Raw genomic sequence first — 22,502 nt, 5'->3', positions numbered from 1 at the left:
GCCGGATGTCGCGACTTCCACCGCGGACCTACAGCGGCTCCAGTTCGATGTCGACCTTGATGCGGTGGCCGTCCCGGACCGCGATGGTGTTCGGATGTTCGTCGCCGAGGACCTGCCGGGAGAACTCGAGCGCCTTCTGGGTCTGCTGCCGAGCATCGTGCAGCGCGCCGGTGTCCCGGAGGCTGATCGCCAGGTTGGAGGTCGCCGCGATCGTGGTCGGGTGTTGCCGACCGAGCCGTTCGACCAGCTTCCCCTGAGTACGCTCGTCGAGGCGTCGGGCGTCGGCCTGGCTGCCTGTGGCATGCCGGGCATTCGCCAGGTTGAGTCGGCAGGCCAGCGTGAACGGATGATCGTCGCCGAGGACGTCGGCGAACTGCTCGGCGGTCTCCTCGAGGATCGGCAACGCGGCCTCGGCGTCACCGGTCCGGAGCAGGATCATGCCGAGATCGTTCGCCGCGCCCAGCGTGAGCGGGTTGTCGGCACCGTACGTCTCGCGGAAGTACGCCAAGACGTCCTCCACCTGTTGCCGGGCCAGGGCCTGGTCGTCGAGCGCGGAGTGCAGGCAGGCGGACTCCAGTAGGCACTGCATGGTTTCCGGATGCCGCTCCCCGAATGTCTTCTGGGACCGGCGGAGAGTGTCGTCGAGGAGCGCGACGGCCTCCTGGGGGCGCCCCATCCGGCGCAGCGTCACCGCCAGGCTCTTGGCCGCCCACAGGCTGAGCCGGTTGTCGTCGCCGAGCTCCACCTGGCAGTCCCGCAGAGCATTGGTCAACAACGCCCGAGATTGCTCCAGGTCGCCCAACGCCCGCATGTCGCGACCGAGGGCCACGGCGGAGTGCAGCGTCCAGTAGTCCCGCTCGCCCAGCACCTTGCGTCGGCGCCGGAGGTTGTCCGTGTCGATCTGGAAGGCCTCGCGGTAGCGGCCGTTGAACCGTTCGGCCGCAGCGGCGTTGTTCGCCGCCATCAGCGTCCGGAAGTGGTCGTCGCCGTAGGCGCTGCGCCAGCGCGCCCACCCCTGCTGGTTCAGCGTCGTCGCTTCCCGATAGCGTCCGTAGAGCCAGTAGTCTGCGGCGAGTCCGCCGGCCGCTTCGAGGGTGTAGAAGTGGTCAGGCCCCAACAGCTCCGTCAGCCGGGGCAGCACCTCTTCGCTGATCGCAAGCGATTCACGGGAGCGACCGACGTCCCGCAGCGTGTTGGCGAGCTGCACGCGCAGCCGCAGGGCCAGGGCGTCCTCTGTGTCGAACATCGTGGACCACTGCTTCACGGCGGCCTCGGCCAGTTCCTCGCTGCCGGCGAGGTCACCCCGCAGGCGGAGATACCGCACCATGTCCAGGACCAGCTGTCGGACGGCGTCGTCCCGGGACTCCAGCGCGCCGGACGGTTCGAGGTGCGGACGCAGTTCCTCGTAGGTCGACCAGTTCTCCCGGTCGTCCACCCCGCCCTGCCTCGCCGCCGACGTGGCCGCGAGGATCTCCTGGACCTGCACCCGGCTCTCCACCCTCGCTTCGACGCTCATCGCGTCCCTGATCACCGTTTGTACCAGTCGATGAACCCGAATCGCGTTGATTGCCGGATCTACCCGGGCGAGCGCGTACCGTCCGATATCCTGGATCAACGCGCCGTGCAACAACGGATCCCGCATCGCCCGGTCGACCTTCGCGAGTTCCTCGACCATCCGGGGCGTCGACAGCAGCCAGGTCGGGATCGGTTCCGGCGAGAAGAACGAGAAGAGTTCCAGCAGCCGGGCAGCGGCGGGCCGGCTCTCCCGGAGCCGTTCCATCGACAGGCTCCAGGTCACCGCGGCCGAGTTCGGATAGCCCTGCGGGGGCCTCTCGGCCAGCATCTCGGGCAGCCGGGTGTCCAGCAGGTTCAGGTAGCTCCGCACCGGCATCGCGGTGGTTGCCAGCCAGGCCGCCGCCTGCTCCACCACCAGCGGCAGGTCGCCCAGCCGCTCGGCGACGGCCTCGGCGTCGCTCGGCATCAGGGTCTGCACCCGGCGGGAGATCAGCTCGACGCTCTCGGCCCGCTCGAAGACCCCGATCTCGAGGTACTCGGTGACGTGGGTCCAGCTCTGGTTGCGGGTCGTGACGATCACGTCGCCGGGGCCGTCGGGAAGGAAGTCCCGGATCTGCTCCGGCTCCTCCGGGTTGTCAAAAATGATCAGCCAGCGGGGGAACCGGCTGCCCTGGCGCAGTGCCTGGAGGACGGCGTCGACCTGCTCGTTGACGGTCGACCCGGCGAGCTTCATCTGACCGGCGAGTTTGGCCAGCTCGGCACGGACGATCTGCGGCTGGTCCGCCGAGATCCACCAGACAATGTCGTAGTAGGCGGCGAAGCGGTGCGCGTACTCCAGGGCAATCTGGGTCTTGCCGACCCCGCCCAGCCCGAGCAGCGCCAGGGGTTGGGCGGTCGGGTGCCGGTGCAGCCGGTTCCGCAGCATCTCCACGATCGCGTCCCGGCCGGTGAACGCCGGGTTCCGCGCCGGTACCCGCCAGATCGGCGGCAGCGCGGCCGGGAACCGTGGCCAGGTCTGCCCCTCGCCCGCCCCGGGCGACGACGACACGTCCATCAGGTCGAGGGCGGCCAGCAGGGACTCCCGGGCCTGCATCCCCGACACCCCGTGCAGCTCGACCACGTCCCGCTCCTCGAACATCGCGGGCGTGGGTGTGGCGTCGAACCGGATCGGTACGACGAAGCGGCCCGGGCCGTCGTACTCCCGCTCCTGCCCGCGCCGCCACAGTCGGGCCGCCTCCCGGGAACGCGTGTACTCCTGGGACAGCAGCACCAGGATCCGGTCGGCCCGGTCGACCTCCTCCATCGACGCGCGCTGCTCGACCAGCCGGCTCTGCTGGCTGACCCGGGACAGTTCGGCGGCCACCCACTCCGCCCAGATCCGGTCCCGTGGGGCATAGCTGATCACCAGTTCGCCCGGGCTCAGCGGGGCACGCCGTTCGAAGTCCGCCAGCCACCGCAGTCGCCGGGTCTCCGGCATCGTGATCGGCAGTTCGATCGGCGACCCGACCACTATCCCGGCCAGCCGCTCGTACGCAGCCAGCAACGTCCCCTCCTGCCGGGGCCGGTCACCGAACGCCGCCAGGATCTCCTCGTAGGCGTAGTAGACCTTGTAGGGGATCTCCACCGAACCCCAGTACTTGTCCGAGTCCTGCCGGTCCAACGCCCGGACGAACGGCTCGAACAACTGCCGCGCGTGCGTACGGCTGCGTTCCAGCTTGGTCTGCTCGCCGTCCTCGACCCGGGTCGGCACCGGAAAGATCCGGATCGGCTGCCCGCGACGCAGGTTACGGATCGACCGGGCCACCGAGACCGCGCCCTGGATGCTCTGGGTGCTCATCGTGAAGCAGTTGACCAGCACGTCCGGCAGCAGCACCGTGCAGATGCCGGCGGTGTCACTCAACCCGGTCCGGCTGTCGATCAGCACGTAGTCGTAGTGGCTGCGTAGGTCCTCACGGAGCGCGTCGAGAAAGACCGCCCCGCCGAGCCGGTCGTAGAAGTCGTCCCAGTTGAAGGTGCTGACCCGGGTCGAGTACTCCGGACCCTGCCGGCCCGCGGGCACCAGATCGATGCCGCCGTCGTTGGGGAACGGGAACTCGAGGGAACTGGCGTAGCGCTGGATCCGGGCGAGATTGGACACCTCGTCGGGGTGCAGCACCTCCGAGCCGCCCGCAGCCGGCCGGGTGGCGGCCTTGGCGTACTCGCGTACCAGGTCGATCACACCGTGCGAGCCGCGTAGTTCCTTGTCCACCAGGAAGGGGTGGAGGTAGCGGTGCAGGCCGGGCGACTCGAGGTCCCAGTCGATGGTGAGTACGCGGTGGCCGTTGTTGGCGAGCAGCCAGGCGATGTTCGCCAACGCCATGGTGCGGCCGGTACCACCCTTGTACGAATAGAAGGTGATGATCCGGCCGGCGTGCTGCCGGACGCCCTCAGGGTCGCTCATGACCACCACCCCTCATGTTGTGCGGCGCGGCACCCGTGCTGTCCCCGGCCGGCTCGCCCGGCTCGGGCCGCTCCGGGTCCTCCTCGAGACTGAGAATCGGCCGGGGTGGTGGGCCCTTCGGCACGTCGACCGGCCGTCGAGGCTCGATCACCGCCGCGGGCTCCGGTCTCGGTGCCGGTGCCGACGACCCGGCCGGTCGGACGGCGTCGGGCGACGGGTGGAACGCGCTACCCACCGCCCGCAGATCGGACTGGAACTCCGGGTAGAGGTCGGACTCGGGCATCGGATGCCCCTCGGCGGCGATCTCCGTGATCATCAGGGCGAGCACGCTGACGAACCGCTCGTACTCGCCGCTACGCCCCCGCGCGTGCTCCCGGAGCAGGTCACGCAGGTCCTCCCGGTCGTATGTGTCACTGAACCGCGCGTCGCGGTGCTGAAGGTGCTCGATAACATCGGGGACCTGGGTACGCCGCACCCAGAAGATCGGAATGAGCCGGGCCTGACCGCTTCCGCCGTGCTGCTCCCAGCGGCGGACCCGCGCACTGAACACTGCCCATTCTTTTCCACAGAACTCGCTGCGGAAGTAGCGCGGGGAGAAGAGTGCGATCATGGTCTGAGCGCGACAGAGGGCGTTGAACAATTCCCGGGGCCAGTCGTCCCCCAGGCGCAGTGCACCGTCGTCGTGGAACCCGACGGCCGTACCGCCGTCCTCACCGGTCAGTACGCGGATCTCCGTGCTCAGGTCGTTGAAGAACTGCTGTACGCGAGCCCTGTCCTCGCGCTCCCCGTGCGCGTAACTCAAGAAGAAGTACAGCACTGGCCCTCCCCGGACCCCACGTCGTACGCAACGGGATATCCGATCAACACCGGAGTGGGGGATCGCCGTACGACGAGGAGTTCCCAGTATGCGCAACATACGCGAGTCACGCTCATTGTAGGAAGGCCGCGCACCCCCGATCCGAATCGGACCCGGCCGATGCCGCCATCGGGGCATGGACGACGGATCGCGGATCAACGTGGTCGGGAACATCAGCGGTCCGTTACGGACCCTGCAGGATGGGTCGGTCGGCCGGCGCGTCCTGGGCCGGCCTGCGGAACACCCGTCCACGGCTGAAGATGCGATTCTGCGCCTCCTCGAGCGCCGAGACAAGGTCGATCTCGAACGATTCGGGGCTGTCGATCTCGATACGAACCAGTTGGTCCCCACGCGCGAGATTGTGCGGAAAGGTCTGGGCCAGTCCGGCCCGGAGCTCACCGCTGTGCCGGACCGTCTCCGCGTCGGTCACGTTGGCCGGCGCCAGCACCGCGACGCTCGAATCCGTCTGATCGTCGAACTCGGCAAGTATCCGCCGGTAGGCCGCGAGCTTCGTGATCCACGCGTCGACCAGCAGGACAACGATCTCGTTGTTCCTGCGCGCCTGGTCGAGGCGTTCGGACAGATCGTCGAGATCGATGACATCCGACCGGAACAGGCGCTCGGCGGCGAGCGTACGGGCGTGCGCGACGAGTGGGCCCGAGAGCGCCGGCCGGTATGCGGCCCAGTCCTGTCCCCGATCACCGTAGAAGCGGATGTCGTCGCGGACCGCGCCCATCTCGGCACGGGTGCCCGCCGCCACGATGAAGTGCACGTGCTGGGTGGCGGCCTCGGCCAGATCCTTCGCCGAGGGCGTCTGGAGCGCCGACTCCACTCCCGCGTAGTCGAAGGCGCTCGGCACGTTCGCCGGATCGAAGTTGGGACTGACCGGTGGAATGCGGTGCTCCTCGACGGTCCGGACGATCTGCGTAGCCAGCGTGGTCAGCAGGGACTCGTAGCGCGGTCGGTGGCTGCGAAGTCTGATGAGCTGCCGGACCGCCTCGCGGCCCTCGCCGGGCGCGCCGTCCACGCCGCTGCCGCCGGACCAGAGCACCGACAGCAGCGCCGGAGGTTGCTGGCCGGTCTGCTTCGCGTACCGGTCGAGCCGATCGGCGAAGATCCACCACTGTCGTCCGCAGCGTTCGCTGAGGAAGAAGCGCGGCGAACAGAGCGCGACGAACGCCTGGCAACCGGCCAGGGCGTTACGGGCCGGTGCGGACCAGGGTGAGCGGCTGTCGCTGTCGACCGTTTCGACGAATCCGACCTCGCCGTCCACACCCGAGATTTCCCTGACCTTGGCCGAGAGGTCCCGGAAGAAGCGGATCGCGTAGCTGTCGTCGTCACCCGCGGCACGACTCAGGAAGAACTGCGTCAACAGCTCCTCCTCCCGCGGGGGCGGATCATGCGGCCGAGCTTCGTGGATTGCGTTGCGCAAAGAGGCCCCGTCGGGACAGCGGTCCCATTCTGGGGGGACGAACGGCCCGGACGCAAGGTACGGTGCCGGCGCGTCAACAGAGCCGGCCAGTATGCCCAGGTCGGCGCGCAATGGAAGATTATCTGGTGTCCACTGCGCACACTGCCCTCCGGTGACTCCGGACGCATCGCTCGAGGCGTCAACCTCCTTGCTACCTCATGGCCGCACGTAACTGATCAACTCAACTGCGCAAATATGAATCACGCCAGGTCAGCGCCGCTTTATCGAGTCTCCAGTGATCGCACCAATCTATCCCGTAACCCAATCACTACGCAATCGTCGCCGAAGCGTGCATCATGTCTGTGCGGATGTCCGGTCGTCAGGCCTCGCATCCGCCTCGTGATTCTTCCGCCGGCGATACGGGGGTTGTTCGGGTGAGCGCGCCGCAGCAGCCCGGGGTCCCTCGCCGCCTGCATTTCTTCCTCAGCTACGCGCGCAGCGACGACGACCCGTACGTCGAGCGGTTCTACAAGGATCTCTGTGCAGAGGTACGGGTCCGCGCGGGGCTGGCAAGCGGGGCCGAGGTCGGCTTCTTCGACAAGAACAGCATCGAGATCGGCGCGACGTGGTCGGCGGACCTGGTGGACGCTCTCTCGAACGCCTGTTCCTTCCTGGCGCTCTTCTCGCCCCGATACTTCGCCAGCGAACCGTGTGGTCGGGAATGGCAGATGTTCGCCGAACGCGTACGCCAGCACGAGGAGACGAACAAGATCCGCTCCGCCGCGCTGCTGCCGGTCCTCTGGCTACCGCCCCGCCAGATACCCGACGCGGTGCAGGAGGTGCAGTACGACCGGGACGTGTTCAGCGACGCCTACCGGCGGGACGGACTACGCCAACTGATGCGGCTACGCCGCAACGAGGACGAGTACATCGAGGCGATCAGCATCCTCGCCGATCGGATAGTGGACAACGCCACCACCAACGCACTCGAGCCGCCGCCGAACAGCCCCCGGATCGACTTCCACACCGTCAGGAGCGCGTTCCACGACCCGGCCGGGATCACCCCTCCACCGGCGGACGAGCCGCACCTGCGTCCTCGATCCGACCACGTCCATTTCGTGATCGCCGCGCCCAGTCAGCAGGAGGCCAGCACGATCCGCCGGGATGTGCACTTCTACGGTGCGGCCTCGCTCGACTGGGCGCCGTACCTGCCCGCGCTCCCGGACTCGCTGGCCAGTTTCGCCCGTGCGGTAGCGGGAAGACGCGGCCTCAGCTCGGACGCGTCACCCCTGCCGCTGCTGCCCGGAGCCGGCATGCCCCCGGCCGGCAACTCGATCGTGGTGCTCCTCGTGGATGCCTGGGCGACGCAGCTCGACGACTATCGGCAGGCTCTGGCCGAACAGGAGATCCAGCAGGCTCCCGCCACCGCCGCGATGATCCCGCGGAATCATGAGGATCCCGAGACGCACCACAACTGGCGACGACTCTCCGACGGGTTGCGGAGCGTGATGCTGCACCGGGTGGCGAGCGGAGAGCCGCTCGCCTACCGGGCGGACATCCTGACTCACCGGTCCTTTGACGAGGATCTGCAGGTGGTCCTCGAGGTGGCCCGCAACCGGGTCTTCGCCCGTGCCGCCGCACCCGACACCGAGACCTCGATGCCGAGGCGTACCCGACCAATTCTCGAGGGACCCTGAGAAGGAGTCTGGAATGGCACCCACATCCGTGCCGGGGCGTTCTTCCGGGCATATCATTACCTTCTATTCGTACAAGGGAGGAACCGGGCGCACGATGGCGCTGGCCAATGTCGCCTGGCTCCTGGCCAGCAGCGGGCACCGGGTACTCGCCGTCGACTGGGACCTGGAGTCGCCGGGACTGCACCGCTTCTTCCATCCCCTGCTCACCGACGATCCCCAACTGCATGCCTCGGACGGTGTCATCGACCTCGTCCGGGACTTCGCCGCCACGGTGGTCCAGGGGTCCGGCCAGCCGACGACTCCGACGAGGATGGCCCCGGACGTCCGTCGGTACGCGGTCTCCCTGGGCTGGCGGTTCAGCGGTGGCGGGGAACTCGATCTGCTGCCGGCCGGGCGTCAGGGGCCGGCGTACTCGGCGACGGTGAGCACCTTCGACTGGCCGAGTTTCTACGACCGGCTGGGCGGCGCCGCGTTCCTGGCCGAACTGCGGCAGAATCTGCGCGACCACTACGACTTCGTCCTGATCGACAGCCGCACCGGGCTGAGCGACAGCGCCGGCATCTGCACCGTTCTGCTGCCGGACACGGTGCTGAACTGCTTCACCCTCAGCACCCAGAGCATCGACGGCGCGGTGGCGGTCGCCCGGTCGATCCGCAACCTGCGGGCCAACGAACCCGTGCGGATCCTGCCCGTGCCGATGCGGGTGGAGGACGGCGAACAGAGCAAGCTCGAAGCGGGGCGGGACTACGCCTGGCTCCGGTTCGCGCCGTTCCTCCAGCACCTGGGCGCGGACGACCAGGCACGGTACTGGGCCGATGTGGAGATCCCGTACAAGCTGTTCTACGCGTACGAGGAGATCCTGGCGGTATTCGGTGACCGGGCCCGGCAGCCGAGCACGCTGCTCGCCGCGTACGAACGACTGGCCGCGGTCGTCGGTGGCGACCTCGTGCGGCCACTCACCCCGTTGGAGGAGGGAGCCCGGCGGCACTGGCTGGCCCGGTTCGAGCGGACCCGTCCACGGGCGATGACCCGGGCACTGGTCAGTTACGCGGCCGAGGACCGGATCTGGGCCGAGTGGGTCGCCGGGGTGATGGCCGAGGTCGGGCTGCCGACGATCCTGCGGGAGGTCGAAGAGTCGCACCGGGGCGGGCCGGCCGAGCCGGAACCGACGGCGGAGGGTGCCGACCTGGTCACCGTGCTGCTCTCCGTCTCGTACCGCCTGCCGACGGAGATAGCGGGATGGGTCCGACAGTCGACGGATGCCCGCGAACGCGGCCGGTCGAACGTGCTGACCATCTCGCTGGACGGCACGGCGCCGCCCGACGAACTCGAACGGTACGGGGTACTGGAGCTGTCCGGGATGCCGGCGGAGAGTGCCCGGGCCGGCCTGCTGGCCACGCTCAACCGGCCGGTCGTCGAGCCCGAGGGCGCGGTGCGACTCGTGTCGCCACGCTTCCCGGCGCCACCCCAGGTCTCCCGGCTGCCGCCGCGCAACTCCGGCTTCACCGGCCGGCGGCAGCTGCTGTCCCAGATCCGCGACCATCTGTCGTCGGCTCCGGCCCCGGTCCCGCCGTTGACCCTCAGCGGTATCGCGGGCGTCGGCAAGAGCCAGATCGCGACCGAGTACGCACACCGCTTCGCCGCCGACTACGACGCGGTGTGGTGGATCTCGGCGGCACAGACCAGCATGGCCCGGGCCGGCCTGGTCGACCTGGCCGACGAACTGCGGGTACGGAACGCGGAGACGCCCGGCGACCGGATCAGGCTGCTGGTCGAGATCCTCGAGCGGCCCCCCGCCGACCAGCGGTGGTTGCTCGTCTTCGACAACGCCGGAGATCCCGAGGAACTGGCGGACATCCTGCCCGACGGCGCCGCGCACGTCCTGGTCACCTCGCGGGCTCTGGGCTGGGGCAGCAGGGGCAAGCTCATCGAGGTCGGCCCGTTCGGCCGGGACGAGAGCGTCGAGCTGCTCCGGCTCCGCATGCCGGCGCTCACTGCGCAGGACGCCGAGGAGGTCGCCCGGCGGCTCGGTGACCTACCCCTCGCCGTCGAGCAGGCAGGCTCCTGGCTCGCGGCCACCAGGATGCCGGTCGACCGGTACCTCACGCTGCTCGACAGCCAGCTGTCCCGGCTGCTCGCCGAGAACCTGCCCGCGGGATACAAGGAAGCCGGGCCGGCGACCTGGCTGCTCTCCCTCGACCGGCTCCGCGCGGAGAGCCCGGCGGCGGGCCGGCTCATGGAGCTACTGGCCTTCTTCGGACCGGAACCGATCCCCGCCTCGCTGCTCTACAGCCAGCGGTTGATCGATATCGTGGCCGGCGATGACACGGCGCTGCGGGACGTCACCACCTTTGCCGGCGTGGTCGAGCAGGCCCGGCGTTCCGCCCTCGCCACCTTCGACGCGACGCAGGCCAGCGTCCAACTGCACCGGCTCGTGTCGGCGGTCATCCGGCAGAGCCTGTCCGGCGAGGTCGAGAAACGGTCCCGGCGACAGGTGCACCAGATCCTGGTCTCCGTCAACCCCGGCGACCCCGAGCAGCCCGACACCTGGCCGACCTTCGCCAGCCTGTGGCCGCACGTCGTCGCGGTACGGGCACTCCAGTCCACTGACGACGACGTCCGGCAACTGGTGCTCGGCGTCGGTCGCTACCTCTACCGACGGGGAGACTTCGCCGCGAGCGCGGAGCTGCTGGGGCCGGCGCTGGAGGTCTGGGAGGGCCAGTCCCCGGAGGACGACCTCAGTGTGTTGGCCGCGAAGATCTTCCTCGCCAACGTCCTACGCCCACAGGCCAGGTACGTCGATGCCCGGCGGCTGAGCGAGGAGGCCTACCAGGGCCTGCTCCGGACGGTGGGCCTGCGGCACGCGCACACCCTGCTGTGCATGGCCGGGCTCGCCGCCGACCTCTGGAGCACCGGTGAGTTCGTCCGAGCACGTGATCTCAACCGGGAGGTCCTGCAGCTGTCGACCGAACTGTTCGACGCGGATGACCACCGGACTCTTCGGGCGATGAACAACCTGGCCGTCGTCCTGGAATTCCTCGGCGACTACTGGGAGGCTCTGCGGCTGCACGAGCAGGCGTACCAGGGACGCCGCCGGTTGCTCGGCGAACGGTTTCCGGACACCCTCTTCTCGGCGACGAGCCACGGCCGGGTGCTCCGGCTCACCGGTGACCTGCGCGCCTCGCGACGCGTCCTGGAGGCGGCCGTGGCCGGGCATCGCGAGGTGCACGGTGACGACCAGGCGTCGACCATGCGTGCCCGGGTCGAGCTTGCCGCCACCCTCCGGCGGCTGGGCCACCTGGACGCCGCGCTGAACCTGGCCAGGGCGACCTACGAGATCTTCCGGACGTCCCGCTCGGAGACCAATCCGGACCGGCTCGCCTGCGCCAATGCCCTCGCGTTGACGCTGTCCGCACTGGGCAACCAGGTGGAGGCGCTGGAGTTGGGCTGGGAGAACATCCAGCGGCAGCAGGACGTCCTCCCCGAGACCCATCCGTACGTGCTGGCCGTCCGGGGAAACCTCGCGATCTACCTGCGTCGCAACGGTGAACTCGACACCGCTGCCCGGGAGGCCGACGCCGCACTCGGCGGCATGCGAACCGCTCTGGGCGACGGGCATCCGTACACGCTGCAGTGCCTGGTCATCGCCGCGAACGTCCGGTTCGCCCTCGACGACCCGGCGGCCGCGCTGGAACTGGAACGGCTGGCGTACGACGGGATGGCACGGATCTTCCGGGACACCCATCCGGACCTGTTGACCGCCGGGTGCAACCTCGCGGCGAGCCGGACGGCGGTGGGCGACCTCGGCGGGTTGGCGGACTTCCGCGCCGACCTGGTCGCGCGGGCGACCCGGGGCGTCGGCCGCGAGCATCCGCTCACCGCCGCGATCCTGGCCAGAGAACGGGCGGAGTGCGAGATCGATCTCTTACAGTTCTGAGCCGCTGCGACGCTAGCCCGGCGAGCGCCCCCGCAGGGCGGCCAGTTCCGCGTTCAGTCGACTGCGGATGTGGGTGATCAGTGCCGTCAGGTCCGGGCAGTAGACCGACGGGTTGTCGAACCCGTTCGCGGCCCGGTAGCGGTGGGCGTACAGGCCGCCACCGCAGACCCGGACCAGCGGACATCTCCGGCAGGTGGCCGCGAGCCCCGCCAGGCCGGACTGGCGGGACCGGAAGGCCGGCTGGGCGATCGCCTCGTCGAAGGTGGACGACCGGACGTGCAGGCCGGTGGCCGCCATCCCCTCCGCCGTGGTCTTCAACGCGTCGCCCTGCTCGATCGCGCCGTCGGTCTCCACCGTGATCAGGTCACTCGGGCTGAGCCCTACCACCTCGCTACCGCTCGAACCGCCGAGCAGCAGATCGATCAACGACTCGAACAGTCGGATTCCGGTCCGCTGCGGCCGGGTGGCGTACCACTCGTCGAAGATCGGGCGGAGCCAGTCCGCGTACGGCGTCTCCGCGCTGTCGGTCCGCCGGCCGGGCGGTGGCGTGGTCCAGTTGCCGTGCGGCAGCAGGAAGTCCATCCGGGGCGGTGCGAAGGTCAGCAGACTCCGGTACACGTCGAGCGGATCGTTCGCCAGGTTGATCGTGCAGAGGATGCCACCGTAGAGGTGCCGGTACCGGTGCTGGTCGAGCCGCTCCAACGCCTGTGCGACCGCCTGGTGGCTGCCCTGTCCGTTCGCGAAGATCCGGTGTCGGTCATTGGCCGCCTCCGGGCCGTCCAGGCTGACCCCGACCCGGATGTCGTACCGGTCGAGCAGGTCGAGGAACGTCTCGTCGAGCAGTACCCCGTTCGTCTGGACCCGCAGGTCGACCGCGGTGCTGGCCGGAACGGCCGCGCGGACGCTCCGCGCGACGTGACCGACGAGTTCCCGACCGGCCAGCAGTGGTTCGCCACCGTGCAGGATGACCGTCACCCGGCCGAGTCCATGTTGCCGCGCGTGTTCACCGATCCGGGTGGCCGCCAGGTCGACGACGGCCCGGGACATCGTCCTGGGCCGGTCCCGCCAGGTCTGATCGACGTGCTGGTAGACGTAGCAGTAGTCGCAGGCCAGGTTGCAGCGGCTGTGGATTTTGAGCAGCACCTGCCGAACCGGCGTGCCGACCGCGGTGTCGGAACCCTTCGCACCGTTCCCGTCTGGCTGTGCGGGCAGCGTGTCAGATGTAGTTGTTGAACGCCGCCACGGTGTCCCGGGGATGCCGCTGGGCCGCATCGATGACCCTCCGGATGGAGTTGGCCAGCACGGACTCATCCTCGTCCATCTGCAGCACCTGGGCCAGCGGGATGTCGTCGAGATCGACCAGATGCCCCTCGACGTCGGGCCCGACTCTCTTCATGCCGCACTCGTCCTCCGCCGCCGCGCAATGTTAGACAGAGGTTACCGTGCGCGGCGAGAGGGACGGTTATTCACGGCTCACCGTACTGACCATTCGCAGGTCCGCCCGCAGTTCGGATCGGTCGACCCGGCAGCGGACGTAACCGCGCCGGTGGCAATCGAAGAACCTGATGTGCGGATTGAACTTGATCATCGGTCCGTAGTAGTGCCCGTACACGTCCCCGCGCCGTCGAGGTCGAGCCGGGCCAGCATCACGTTGCTGCCCACCGTCCGCGGCGGAGTCGAGGGAGGTGGCCGTCGCCATAACCCGGTATACGACGGCGAGTAGTAGACTTGCCGCGTGACGCGACTCGGTGATCTCGAACGTGCCGTGATGGACGTGCTCTGGGACCGGGGCGCGAGCGCCGGCTCCGGGGTGACCGTACGCGAGGTGGCCGAGGCGCTCCGGGACCGCGAACTGGCGTACACCACGGTGATGACCGTGCTGGACCGGCTGGCCGGCAAGGGCATGGTCGAACGGGAGCGGGCGGGTCGGGCCTGGAGCTACCGGCCGGCCGCCAGCCGGGAGGCGCACATCGCCCGGCTGATGCTCGACGCCCTGGACCTGGCCGGCAGCCGGGACGCGGCACTGGTCCGGTTCGCCCGGTCGGTGACCGGGACCGAGGCCGACGTGCTGCGCGCCGCCCTCGCCGAGGAGGCCGCCGAAGAGCCGCCCGCGCCGAGCGCGGCGAGGTGACGGCATGACCTACGCCACTCACTTCGCCATCGCCGTCCTGGCCTGCTACGTGGCGGCGCGGGTGCTGACCGGTACGGGTCGGCTGGGCGCGGCGTGGGCCTGGCACAGCCCCCGGATCGCGATCATCTGCTGGCAGGCGGTCGGCCTGGCCCTCGGGCTATCGGCGATCGGACTGCCGGTCTCGATCGGGCTGGCCCCGTACGGGCAGAGCACCGGTTCGGCGCTGCGTTCCCTCGTCGGTGACCTGTTCGGCGGCGCCCTGCCCAGGGGTATGGGGGTGACCCACCTCGGGCTCGTCGGCGTCGGTCTCGGCGTGGCCGTCGTCCTGCTCTGGTCGACGGGGCGCAGCCTGCTCAGCGCGTTGCGTGCCCAGCGCCGGCACCGCGACCTGCTCACCCTGGTGGCCCGGGACGACCCGGCCGCGCCGGGTGCGCTGGTGCTCGACCATCCCAGTGCCGCCGCCTACTGCCTGCCCGGGGTACGCCCGCAGGTGGTGGTCAGCGCCGGCACCCTGAGCCTGCTCGACCAGCCGCAGCTGGCGGCGGTGCTGAGCCACGAGCGGGCGCATGCCGACGAGCGGCACGACCTGGTGCTGCTGCCGTTCACCGCGCTCTGCCGGGCGCTGCCCGGGGTGCGTTGGGTGCGGACGGCACACGAGGCGGTCGCGCTGCTGGTGGAGATGCGGGCGGACGACAAGGCCCGGCGCCTGCACGCCGACGCCCCACTCGCGGCCGCGCTGCTCCGCTTCGCCAGCGCCGGTTCCCGGGTCACCCCGGCCGGCGCGCTCGGCGCCGCGGACGGCGAACTCGACGCCCGGGTCGCCCGGCTTCTGGTGACGGAACGGCCGAACCGGCTGCGTGGTGTCGCCGCACTGACGCTCGCGACGGCCCTGGTCAGCCTGCCGGTGTCGCTTTTCCTGCGCTGAGGTTGCGGCACGTCTACTACGACTCGTAGTAACATGGAGCTACTGCGGAAGCAGTACGAAAAGATACTTCGTGCGCTGTACGCATAGGTAGGTCGCCTACTCATAGGCTGCCTGCCAAAGCGACACCGACGCCGAAGGGTTGCCATGGACCCGCTCCTGATCGCCCGCCTACAGTTCGCCAGCACGGCATCGATCCACTTCCTGTTCGTCGCCGTGACACTGGGCCTGGTCACCCTCCTCGTCTACCTGCAGACCGCCGGGTTCATCACCAAGAAGCCGGTGTACGAGCGGCTCACCCGCTTCTGGGGCACGCTCTACGTCATCAACTACGTGCTGGGCATCGCCACCGGCCTCGTGATGGAGTTCCAGTTCGGGCTGAACTGGAGCGGGCTGTCCCGCTACGTCGGCAACGTCTTCGGCGCCCCGCTGGCGATCGAGACCCTCGTCGCCTTCTTCCTGGAGTCGACCTTCCTCGGCATGTGGATCTTCGGCTGGCACCGGCTGCGTCGGGGCGTACACCTCGCGTTGCTGTGGGGCGTGGCGCTCACCGCGTACGCGTCGGCGTACTGGGTGATGGTTGCCAACTCCTGGCTGCAGAACCCGGTCGGCTACGAGGTACGCGACGGCGTCGCCCACCTGACCGACTTCTCCGCGCTGCTGGCCAACCCCACACTCACGCACGCCCTTCCGCACGTGCTCGGTGCGGCCCTGATGGCGGGCGGACTGCTGATGGCCGGAGTGAGTTCCTGGCACCTGATCCGGCGCACCACCGACTACGCCCTGTTCCGTACGTCACTGCGACTCGGCCTGGTCGCCGGGCTGCTGGGCACCACGCTCACGATGGGCAGCGGCTTTCCGCAGTTCGGCGCGGTCGGCGCGGTACAGCCCACCAAGTTCGGCACGGACGTCGCCGAGGCGGGGCTACTCGAACGGTGGACCGGCCAGTTCGGTCCCGGCGACTACATCCCGCCGGAGTGGACCGGTGTGCCGCTGGAGCTGATGATGATGATCGCCTTCGTCCTCGCCTGGGGGGTCTTCCTGCTCCCGCTCTACTACCGCGACTGGATCATCCGGCTGCGTTTCCCGCTCTACCTGGTGCTGCTCTCCACCCCACTGCCGTTCGTCGCGCTGATCTCCGGCTGGCTGGTCCGGGAGGTGGGCCGGCAACCCTGGGCGGTGTACGGCCTGCTGCCGGTCTCCGACGCGGTCAGCCCGGTCGGCAGCGGTACGCTGCTCAGCTCGTACGTCGGTTTCACGCTGCTGCTCGGCACTCTCGCCGTCGTCAACTGGGTGCTGATGGCCCGGCACGCCGCCCGGGGTGCCGAAGATCTCGCCCTGGGCCGCCCGCCCGAGCCACCACCGGCGGAGCGGCCCGCTCCCGCCCCCGTACCGGTCCACGCGTGAGGAGGTAGATCCGTGCACACCGCCTGGTACGTCCTGCTCGGTCTCTTCTTCGCCACCTACCTGGTGCTCGGCGGCTACGACTACGGCGTCGGCATGCTGCTCGCCCGCCCCGACCGGAAACGCTCCGACCGGAAACGCTCCGACCGGAAACGCTCCGACCGGAAACGCTCCGACCGGAAACGCTCCGACCGGAAACGCTCCGAGGGTGGCGGAGAGGACCGGCGCCGGGCTGACCTTACCGCGCTCGGCCCGTACTTCCTCGGCAACGAGGTCTGGCTGGTGGCCGCCGTCGGCATCCTGTTCGGCGCGTTCCCGATGCTGGAGGGGGAACTCCTCTCCGGGCTCTATCCGGCCGTACTGCTCGCGCTCGGCGGGGTGGTCGTGGTGACCGTCGCCGTACCGCTGCGCAGCCGCCCGTCCGACGTCCGTTGGCGACACCGCTGGGACCGCGCCGTCGTCGCCGGCAGCGTCCTCGCCGCCGGTGGCTGGGGAATCGTCCTCGCCGGGCTGGTCCAGGGCGTACCGGTCGCCGCCGACGGTCACGTCGCCGGACCCGGTCAGGTCTTCACGCCGTTCACCGTGGCGGGCGGGTTGCTGCTGGTCGCGCTGGTGTCCGTACACGGCGCCGCGTTCCTGGCGCTCCGGCTGCCCGGAGACTCCGGTCACCGGCTCGCCGGGATGGGCCGCCGGCTGGTCCCGGTCGCCCTGGTCGCGATCGCCGCCGCCACCGCCCTGGGCCTGCTCTCCGACCGGGTACGCGACGCGGTGCACCAGCCGGTCGCCGGAGTGCTGCTGCCGGTCGTACCCGGGATCGCCCTGCTCCTCGCCCGCTGGGCGTTCGACCGGCGGCGCCCCGGACTCGCGTTCACCGCCACCTCGCTGGCGCTGGCCGCCCCGGTGCTCCTGATCGGCGCCGCGACCTGGCCGTACGCCCTGGTCTCCAGCGTCGATCCGGCGGCCAGCCTGACGGTGGGCGCGGCGGCCGCCAGCGAGCCCACCCTGCGGTTGTTGAGCTGGCTGATCGTGCCGCTGCTGCCCGCGCTGCTCGGCTTCCAGTTGGTCTCCTGGTGGATCTTCCGTGGCCGGCTCGACGCCAGGACGCCGGTGTACTGGTGAGCCGTCGCCGCCCGTTCGATCCGCGGCTGCTGCACCGGGTACCCGGTGCACGGCGTCCGCTCGCCGCGCTCGGCGTGCTGGGCGTGGCCGCCGCCGGACTGGTTCTCGCCCAGGCCAGCACGCTCGCCATGGTGCTGGCCTCGGCGGCGGGTGGACGCCTCGACCGGACCGCCCTGGCCGGCTTCGTGGCCAGCGTGGCCGGCCGGGCGGCACTGGTCTGGGCCCAGGGCACGGTGGCGGCGCGGGCCGCCGCGACGGTCAAGGCGGCGCTCCGGGCCGACCTGCTCGACGCGGTCGGCCGGCGCGGGCCGGGCTGGCTGTCCGGGCAGCGTGCCGGCCAGCTCGCCACCCTGGCCGGGCGCGGACTGGACGCCCTCGACGCGTACTTCACCGGCTATCTGCCACAGCTCGTGCTGAGCCTCACGGTGCCGCTGGCCGTACTCGCCCGGCTGGTGTTCGCCGACTGGAGTTCCGCCGTGATCATCGCGCTGACACTGCCGCTGATCCCGGTCTTCGGCGCCCTGCTGGGCTGGCAGGCGCAGGCCGCGACGGAACGCCAGTGGCGCCGGTTGACGCTGCTCGGCGGCCACTTCCTGGACATGGTGACGGGGCTGCCCACCCTCCGGGTGTTCGGGCGGGCACGCAGCCAGGTGGGGGTGGTCCGGCGGATGGCGGACCAGCACCGGCTGGCGACCATGAAGACGCTGCGGATCGCGTTCCTCTCCGCGTTGGTGCTCGAACTGGTCGCCACCCTCTCGGTGGCGATGGTCGCGGTGCCGATCGGCCTCCGGCTGCTCGGCGGCGGGCTCGCCCTGCAGACGGCGCTGCTGGTGCTGCTGCTCGCGCCCGAGGCGTTCCTGCCGCTACGCGCCGCCGGCAGCCAGTTCCACGCCAGCCAGGAGGGTCTGACAGCGCTGGACGAGGCGCTCACCCTGCTGGATGCCCCACCGCCGGCCGGAAGCCAACCGGCGGGTGAGATCCGGCCCGCAGCCGAGTCCCGGCCGGCAGGTGGAAGCGGGCCGGCAGGTGAGGACCGGCCGCCGGGCGAGATTTGGCCGCCGGGCGAGATCCGGCCGCCGGGCGAGATCCGGTTCGAGTCGGTCACGGTCGCGTACGAACGCACCACCGCACTGCGGGACGTCAGCATCACCATCCGGCCCGGCGAGCGGATCGCCATCGTCGGCCCCAGCGGTGCCGGCAAGAGCACGCTGCTCAGCCTGCTGCTCGGCTTCGTCTCGCCGACCAGCGGACGGATCACCGTGGACGGCGTCGACCTCGCCGACCTGGACCTCGACGCCTGGCGCCGGAACCTGGCCTGGGTGCCGCAGCGGGCGCACCTGTTCGGCACGTCCCTGACCGAGAACATCCGGCTCGGCGCACCGGACGCGACAACCGGGTCGGTGCGGGCCGCGGTCCGGGCCGCCGGCCTGGCCGAGGTCGTCGCCGCGCTGCCGGAGGGCCTCGACACCCGGCTCGGCGAGCGCGGCCACGGCCTGTCCAGCGGGCAACGCCAACGGGTGGCGCTGGCCCGGGCCTTCCTGCGGGACGCCCCACTCGTACTGCTCGACGAGCCCACCGCCCGGCTGGACGGGGACTCGGAGGCCGCCGTACTCGCCGGCACGCGACGGCTCGTCGCCGGGCGTACCGCCCTGCTCGTGGCGCACCGGCCGGCACTGCTGGCCGAGGCGGACCGGGTGCTGCGGGTCGCGGACGGGCGGGTGAGCGAGGCGACACCGGCCCTGCTCGGCTCGCCGACCGACACGGGTACGCCCGAGGAGGTGGCGGTGTGAGGCTGTACGCCGAGCGGACGATCTGGCGACTGACCCGGCCGTACCTGGGTCGGTTGCTCGGCGCGGGCCTGCTCGCGGCCGGCACCGAACTCGCCGGGCTGATCCTGATGGCGACCGCGACCTGGCTGCTGATCACCGCGGCCGGGCGGCCACCCCTCGACGCCCTCACCGTCGCGATCGTCGCGGTACGGGCCCTGGCGATCGGCCGGGGCGTGCTGCGCTACACCGAGCGGCTGGCCGGCCACGACGCCACCCTGCGCGTCGTCACCGAGGTCCGGGCCCGGGTCTTCGCCGCCCTGGCAGCCCGGCGCGGCGGCGACGGGCAGCGCTCCGGCGACGTCCTCAGCCGGCTCGTCTCCGACGTGGAGGCGGTACAGGATCTGCTGCTCAGGGTGCTGGTCCCGGGGGTCGCGGCCACCGTCGTGGGCCTGCTCGCGGTGGCCGGCGCGTCCGCCGTCGCACCGGCCGCCGGGCTGGTCGTGGCCGGCGGGCTGCTGCTGGCCGCCGTCGCCCTACCGGCACTGGCGACGGCGTTGACCCGGCGTACCGCCGCCCGGGTGGCCCCGTTGCGGGGCGCGCTCGCCGCCGACGCCGTGGACCTGACCCACGGTGCCGCCGACCTCGCCGCCTTCGGCGCGACCCGGGCGGCGCTGGACCGGGCGGACGCCAGGGCCCGGGAGGTCGCCCGGCTGGAACGCCGGACGGCGGCGCTGGGCTGGGCCGTCGACGGCCTGGGCGTGCTGGTCGCCGGTGCGACCAGCGCCGCGGTGGTGACAGTGGCGCTCCGGGCGGATGTCGACGGTGTCCTGGTCGGCGTGCTCGGTGTCGGCACGCTCGCCGCCGTCGAGTCGGCGCTGGCGCTGGTCGGCGCGGCCCGGCAGTGGACCCGGCTGCGTACCGGCCTGGACCGGGTGGCCGAGTTGCTGGCCGAGTCCGACGAGCTGGCGGCGCCTTCGCCGGCCGACGGCCCGCCGACCGCACCGGACGTTCCCGGACGGTCCCACTGCCGGTTGACGGAGGTGAGCGTGCGGTACCACCCGCAGGCCGCGCCCGCGCTCGACCGGGTCAGCCTCGAACTTCCGCCGGGCAGCCGGATCGCCGTCGTCGGTCCGAGCGGCGCGGGCAAGAGCAGCCTGCTCGCCGTGCTGACCGGCGCCGTACGGCCGACCGGCGGCCAGGTCACGCTGGACGGTGCCGACCTGTACGACCATCCCGCCGAACGGCTCCCCCGGATGGTCAGCGGGCTGCTGGCCGAGGCACACGTCTTCCACGCGTCGGTTCGGGAGAACCTGCTGCTCGGCCGGCCCGGGGCTACCGACGACGAGCTGGCCGGCGCGGCCGAGGCGGCCGGCCTGCTGGACTGGGTACGGCAGCAACCCGCCGGCTGGGACACGATGGTGGGCGAGGACGGCGGACAACTCTCCGGTGGGCAGCGCCAGCGGCTGGCCCTGGCCCGGGCCCTGCTGGCGGCCCCGGCCGACGTCCTGGTGCTGGACGAGCCGACCGAGGGTCTCGATCCCGGCGCCGCCGACCGGGTGCTCGCCTCCGCGACCGCGTACGCCGGCCCGGACCGTACGGTGCTGTTGGTCACCCACCGGCTGTCCGGATTGGACCGGTACGACGAGATCGTCGTGCTCGATTCGGGCCGGGTCACCCACCGGGGCCCGCACGCCGAACTGGTCGAGCAGCCCGGCTGGTACCGGGAGCAGTGGCTACGCCAGGCCGCCGCCGAAGAGGGCTACCTGGCCCTGGGCGCCTGACCGGTGCCGGTCGAGGCGGACCCGCCCGAACTCAGGCGGGCGCCCCCGGCGACGGCACGCCGCCCAGGAACTGGCCCACGGTCGAACTGAACTGCTGCCAACTCGTCCGCTCGCCGGCCAGGGCACGGTGCCCGGCGCCGGTGAGTTCGTACGTCCGCCGCTCCCGGCCGTTGACGGTGCTCCAGACGCTGCTGACGTAGCCGGCCCGCTCCAGCCGACGCAGGGCCGGGTAGATGGTTCCGGTGGGAAGGTTGAGCGCGCCACCGCTGCGGGCCCGGAGCGCCTCGATGATGGCGTACCCGTGCAGTGCACCCCGTTCGAGCACCGCGAGCAGCAGCGCATCGAGATGGCCGTGCAGCGCCTGCGCGTTCATAGGTAGCAAGCCTACTAATAGATGCACGGAACTCCAACGGGGTGCCGGCATCCACGTCCGGCGCCGGCCTACTAGGGTGTGTGCGCAGAGTCACCGATCCGCCGGCACCCTCGCCGCGTCGGGTGCCCCATATCGAGCGCACACGGAGGTCAGCGTGGCCCGCCAGTCGTCCCACCGGCCCGACACCGACGAGCCCGGCAACGAGCCCGGCGGAAGCGACGGGGCCGCCGACCCCGGACAGATCGAGGCCGAATCCCCGGAGGCCGCCGCCGACAGCGACGGCGACGACGAGACCGTCGGCACCGCCGACCGCTCGTTGTGGGAAGAGGTCCGGATCGATCCGGTGGAGATCGCGCTGCCCTCCGGCTCCGGCTTCACCCTGCGGACCTACCGCCCGGCAAGCGCGCTCACCCCGACCGACATCGAGGACCGCGAGCAGGACGACCTCTTCGCCCACCGGTCCCGGCAGGCCGACCCCGACGACGACGAGGACGAGGACGACGAGACCGTCGTGATCCTCGACGAGGACCTCGCCGAGCAGTTCGCCGACGAGGCGGACGAGGACGAGTCGACGGACCGGGCCGCCCGCAAGGGCGACAAGGACCAGGACGACGCCGACGAGACCGACGCCGAGGCGGAGGCGGAGGCGGAGGCCGAGGAGGACGTGCCGGCGTTCCTCACCCACCGCGGCAAGCTCCTGCTGTTCAAGAGCCCTGAGGCGCTTGTCACATTCGTCCGTTCCGGCGCACCGAACGATCTGGACCAGTTGGACACCTGGGGCCAGTTGGTGGAGCGGGTCGAACCCGCCGACGTCGCGCCCCTGGACGAGGACTCCTACGAGCTCGATCTCGTCGTGGAGAACCTCCGCGGCGGGCACGACGTGTGGGACGCCACCCTGCTCATCGAGGCTGGTGAGGTGGCCCGCGACCTGGCGTACGCGCTCCGCATCCCCGCCGTACTGGACATGTTGTCGGCCGGCTCCAGCCTGGACGACCTCGACGAGGCACTCCGGGCTACCGTCAACGGCGGCCTGGGTGGTTTCCGGGGTCGGCGACGGCTCAAGAAAATCGGGGCACAAACGGCAAGTCTCGGGTGGCGCACGATTATCGGCAAGATCTCTGCCGCCGTAGACTGGCGCGATTGACCC

14 protein-coding genes and 1 pseudogene are annotated in these 22,502 nt (G+C 70.8%); 9 read left to right on the top strand and 6 right to left on the bottom strand.

Features of this window, described 5'->3' with window-relative positions:
- Positions 1–28 precede the first annotated feature (28 nt).
- The 3 genes from fxsT (H4W31_RS12995) to fsxC form a co-directional block, all read right to left on the bottom strand.
- Complete coding sequence (fxsT, locus tag H4W31_RS12995; protein ID WP_192766897.1) at positions 29–3,955, bottom strand: FxSxx-COOH system tetratricopeptide repeat protein; 3,927 nt, start codon at positions 3,953–3,955, stop codon at positions 29–31.
- Positions 3,942–4,772 (bottom strand): TIR-like protein FxsC, encoded by an 831-nt coding sequence (locus H4W31_RS12990; RefSeq protein ID WP_192766896.1) that lies wholly within the window; start codon positions 4,770–4,772, stop codon positions 3,942–3,944. The genes fxsT (H4W31_RS12995) and H4W31_RS12990 overlap by 14 nt, the downstream gene beginning before the upstream one ends.
- A 223-nt stretch (positions 4,773–4,995) precedes the next feature.
- The gene (gene fsxC / locus H4W31_RS12985) at positions 4,996–6,183 is read right to left on the bottom strand and encodes an FxsC protein (protein WP_192766895.1); all 1,188 of its coding nucleotides are present in this window, start codon (positions 6,181–6,183) and stop codon (positions 4,996–4,998) included.
- Between the two features lie 473 nt (positions 6,184–6,656).
- Here fsxC and H4W31_RS12980 point away from each other — a divergent pair, with 473 nt between their 5' ends.
- Together H4W31_RS12980 and fxsT (H4W31_RS12975) are read left to right on the top strand one after the other, a co-directional pair.
- Positions 6,657–7,919 (top strand): TIR-like protein FxsC, encoded by a 1,263-nt coding sequence (locus tag H4W31_RS12980; protein WP_192766894.1) that lies wholly within the window; start codon positions 6,657–6,659, stop codon positions 7,917–7,919.
- A gap of 13 nt (positions 7,920–7,932) precedes the next feature.
- Complete coding sequence (gene fxsT, locus H4W31_RS12975) at positions 7,933–11,856, top strand: FxSxx-COOH system tetratricopeptide repeat protein (protein ID WP_225945508.1); 3,924 nt, start codon at positions 7,933–7,935, stop codon at positions 11,854–11,856.
- A 12-nt stretch (positions 11,857–11,868) separates the two neighbouring features.
- Here the strand turns inward: fxsT (H4W31_RS12975) and H4W31_RS12970 are convergent, their stop codons facing one another.
- Both H4W31_RS12970 and fxsA read right to left on the bottom strand, forming a co-directional pair.
- Complete coding sequence (locus H4W31_RS12970) at positions 11,869–12,999, bottom strand: FxsB family cyclophane-forming radical SAM/SPASM peptide maturase (protein WP_318783168.1); 1,131 nt, start codon at positions 12,997–12,999, stop codon at positions 11,869–11,871.
- A 73-nt stretch (positions 13,000–13,072) separates the two neighbouring features.
- Positions 13,073–13,252, bottom strand: a complete 180-nt coding sequence (gene fxsA, locus H4W31_RS12965; RefSeq protein ID WP_192766891.1) for an FxSxx-COOH cyclophane-containing RiPP peptide — start codon at positions 13,250–13,252, stop codon at positions 13,073–13,075.
- A gap of 339 nt (positions 13,253–13,591) precedes the next feature.
- On the opposite strand from fxsA, the gene H4W31_RS12960 reads away from it, so the two are divergent.
- The 6 genes and pseudogenes from H4W31_RS12960 to cydC form a co-directional block, all read left to right on the top strand.
- Positions 13,592–13,987: a BlaI/MecI/CopY family transcriptional regulator gene (locus tag H4W31_RS12960; protein ID WP_192766890.1), complete on the top strand. Its 396-nt coding sequence runs from the start codon at positions 13,592–13,594 to the stop codon at positions 13,985–13,987.
- Positions 13,988–13,991: 4 nt separating this feature from the next.
- On the top strand, positions 13,992–14,912 hold the full coding sequence (locus tag H4W31_RS12955; RefSeq protein ID WP_192766889.1) for a M56 family metallopeptidase: 921 nt from the start codon (positions 13,992–13,994) through the stop codon (positions 14,910–14,912).
- 144 nt (positions 14,913–15,056) lie between these two features.
- A complete protein-coding gene (locus H4W31_RS12950; protein ID WP_192766888.1) occupies positions 15,057–16,316 on the top strand; it encodes a cytochrome ubiquinol oxidase subunit I in 1,260 nt (419 codons plus the stop codon).
- A 12-nt stretch (positions 16,317–16,328) separates the two neighbouring features.
- Entirely contained in the window at positions 16,329–17,432 is a 1,104-nt protein-coding gene (locus H4W31_RS12945; protein WP_192766887.1) for a cytochrome d ubiquinol oxidase subunit II, read from the top strand.
- Positions 17,429–19,222 (top strand): thiol reductant ABC exporter subunit CydD, encoded by a 1,794-nt coding sequence (cydD, locus tag H4W31_RS12940; RefSeq protein WP_192766886.1) that lies wholly within the window; start codon positions 17,429–17,431, stop codon positions 19,220–19,222. The genes H4W31_RS12945 and cydD overlap by 4 nt, the downstream gene beginning before the upstream one ends.
- 11 nt (positions 19,223–19,233) lie before the next feature.
- Positions 19,234–20,982, top strand: a pseudogene (gene cydC, locus H4W31_RS12935) (thiol reductant ABC exporter subunit CydC); the annotation flags it as partial.
- Between the two features lie 31 nt (positions 20,983–21,013).
- On the opposite strand, the gene H4W31_RS12930 reads toward cydC, so the two are convergent.
- Positions 21,014–21,355, bottom strand: coding sequence for a PadR family transcriptional regulator (locus H4W31_RS12930; RefSeq protein ID WP_192766884.1), 342 nt, complete (start codon positions 21,353–21,355; stop codon positions 21,014–21,016).
- A 154-nt stretch (positions 21,356–21,509) separates the two neighbouring features.
- Between H4W31_RS12930 and H4W31_RS12925 the strand changes: the two genes are divergently transcribed.
- Positions 21,510–22,499 (top strand): DNA primase, encoded by a 990-nt coding sequence (locus H4W31_RS12925; RefSeq protein WP_192766883.1) that lies wholly within the window; start codon positions 21,510–21,512, stop codon positions 22,497–22,499.
- The last annotated feature ends 3 nt before the right edge of the window (positions 22,500–22,502 follow it).

It is taken from the genome of Plantactinospora soyae, from assembly GCF_014874095.1.
GTDB lineage: Bacteria > Actinomycetota > Actinomycetes > Mycobacteriales > Micromonosporaceae > Plantactinospora > Plantactinospora soyae.
The sequence above is the reverse complement of the archived record's forward strand: the minus strand, read 5'-3'. Positions and strand labels throughout refer to the sequence as shown.

Bases quoted from the DNA above. Each gene is read 5' to 3' on its own strand.
- fxsT (WP_192766897.1), bottom strand. From the start codon at position 3,955: ATGAGCGACCCTGAGGGCGTCCGGCAGCACGCCGGCCGGATCATCACC.
- fxsT (WP_225945508.1), top strand. From the start codon at position 7,933: ATGGCACCCACATCCGTGCCGGGGCGTTCTTCCGGGCATATCATTACC.
- fxsA (WP_192766891.1), bottom strand. From the start codon at position 13,252: ATGAAGAGAGTCGGGCCCGACGTCGAGGGGCATCTGGTCGATCTCGAC.
- H4W31_RS12955 (WP_192766889.1), top strand. From the start codon at position 13,992: ATGACCTACGCCACTCACTTCGCCATCGCCGTCCTGGCCTGCTACGTG.
- H4W31_RS12950 (WP_192766888.1), top strand. From the start codon at position 15,057: ATGGACCCGCTCCTGATCGCCCGCCTACAGTTCGCCAGCACGGCATCG.
- H4W31_RS12930 (WP_192766884.1), bottom strand. From the start codon at position 21,355: ATGAACGCGCAGGCGCTGCACGGCCATCTCGATGCGCTGCTGCTCGCG.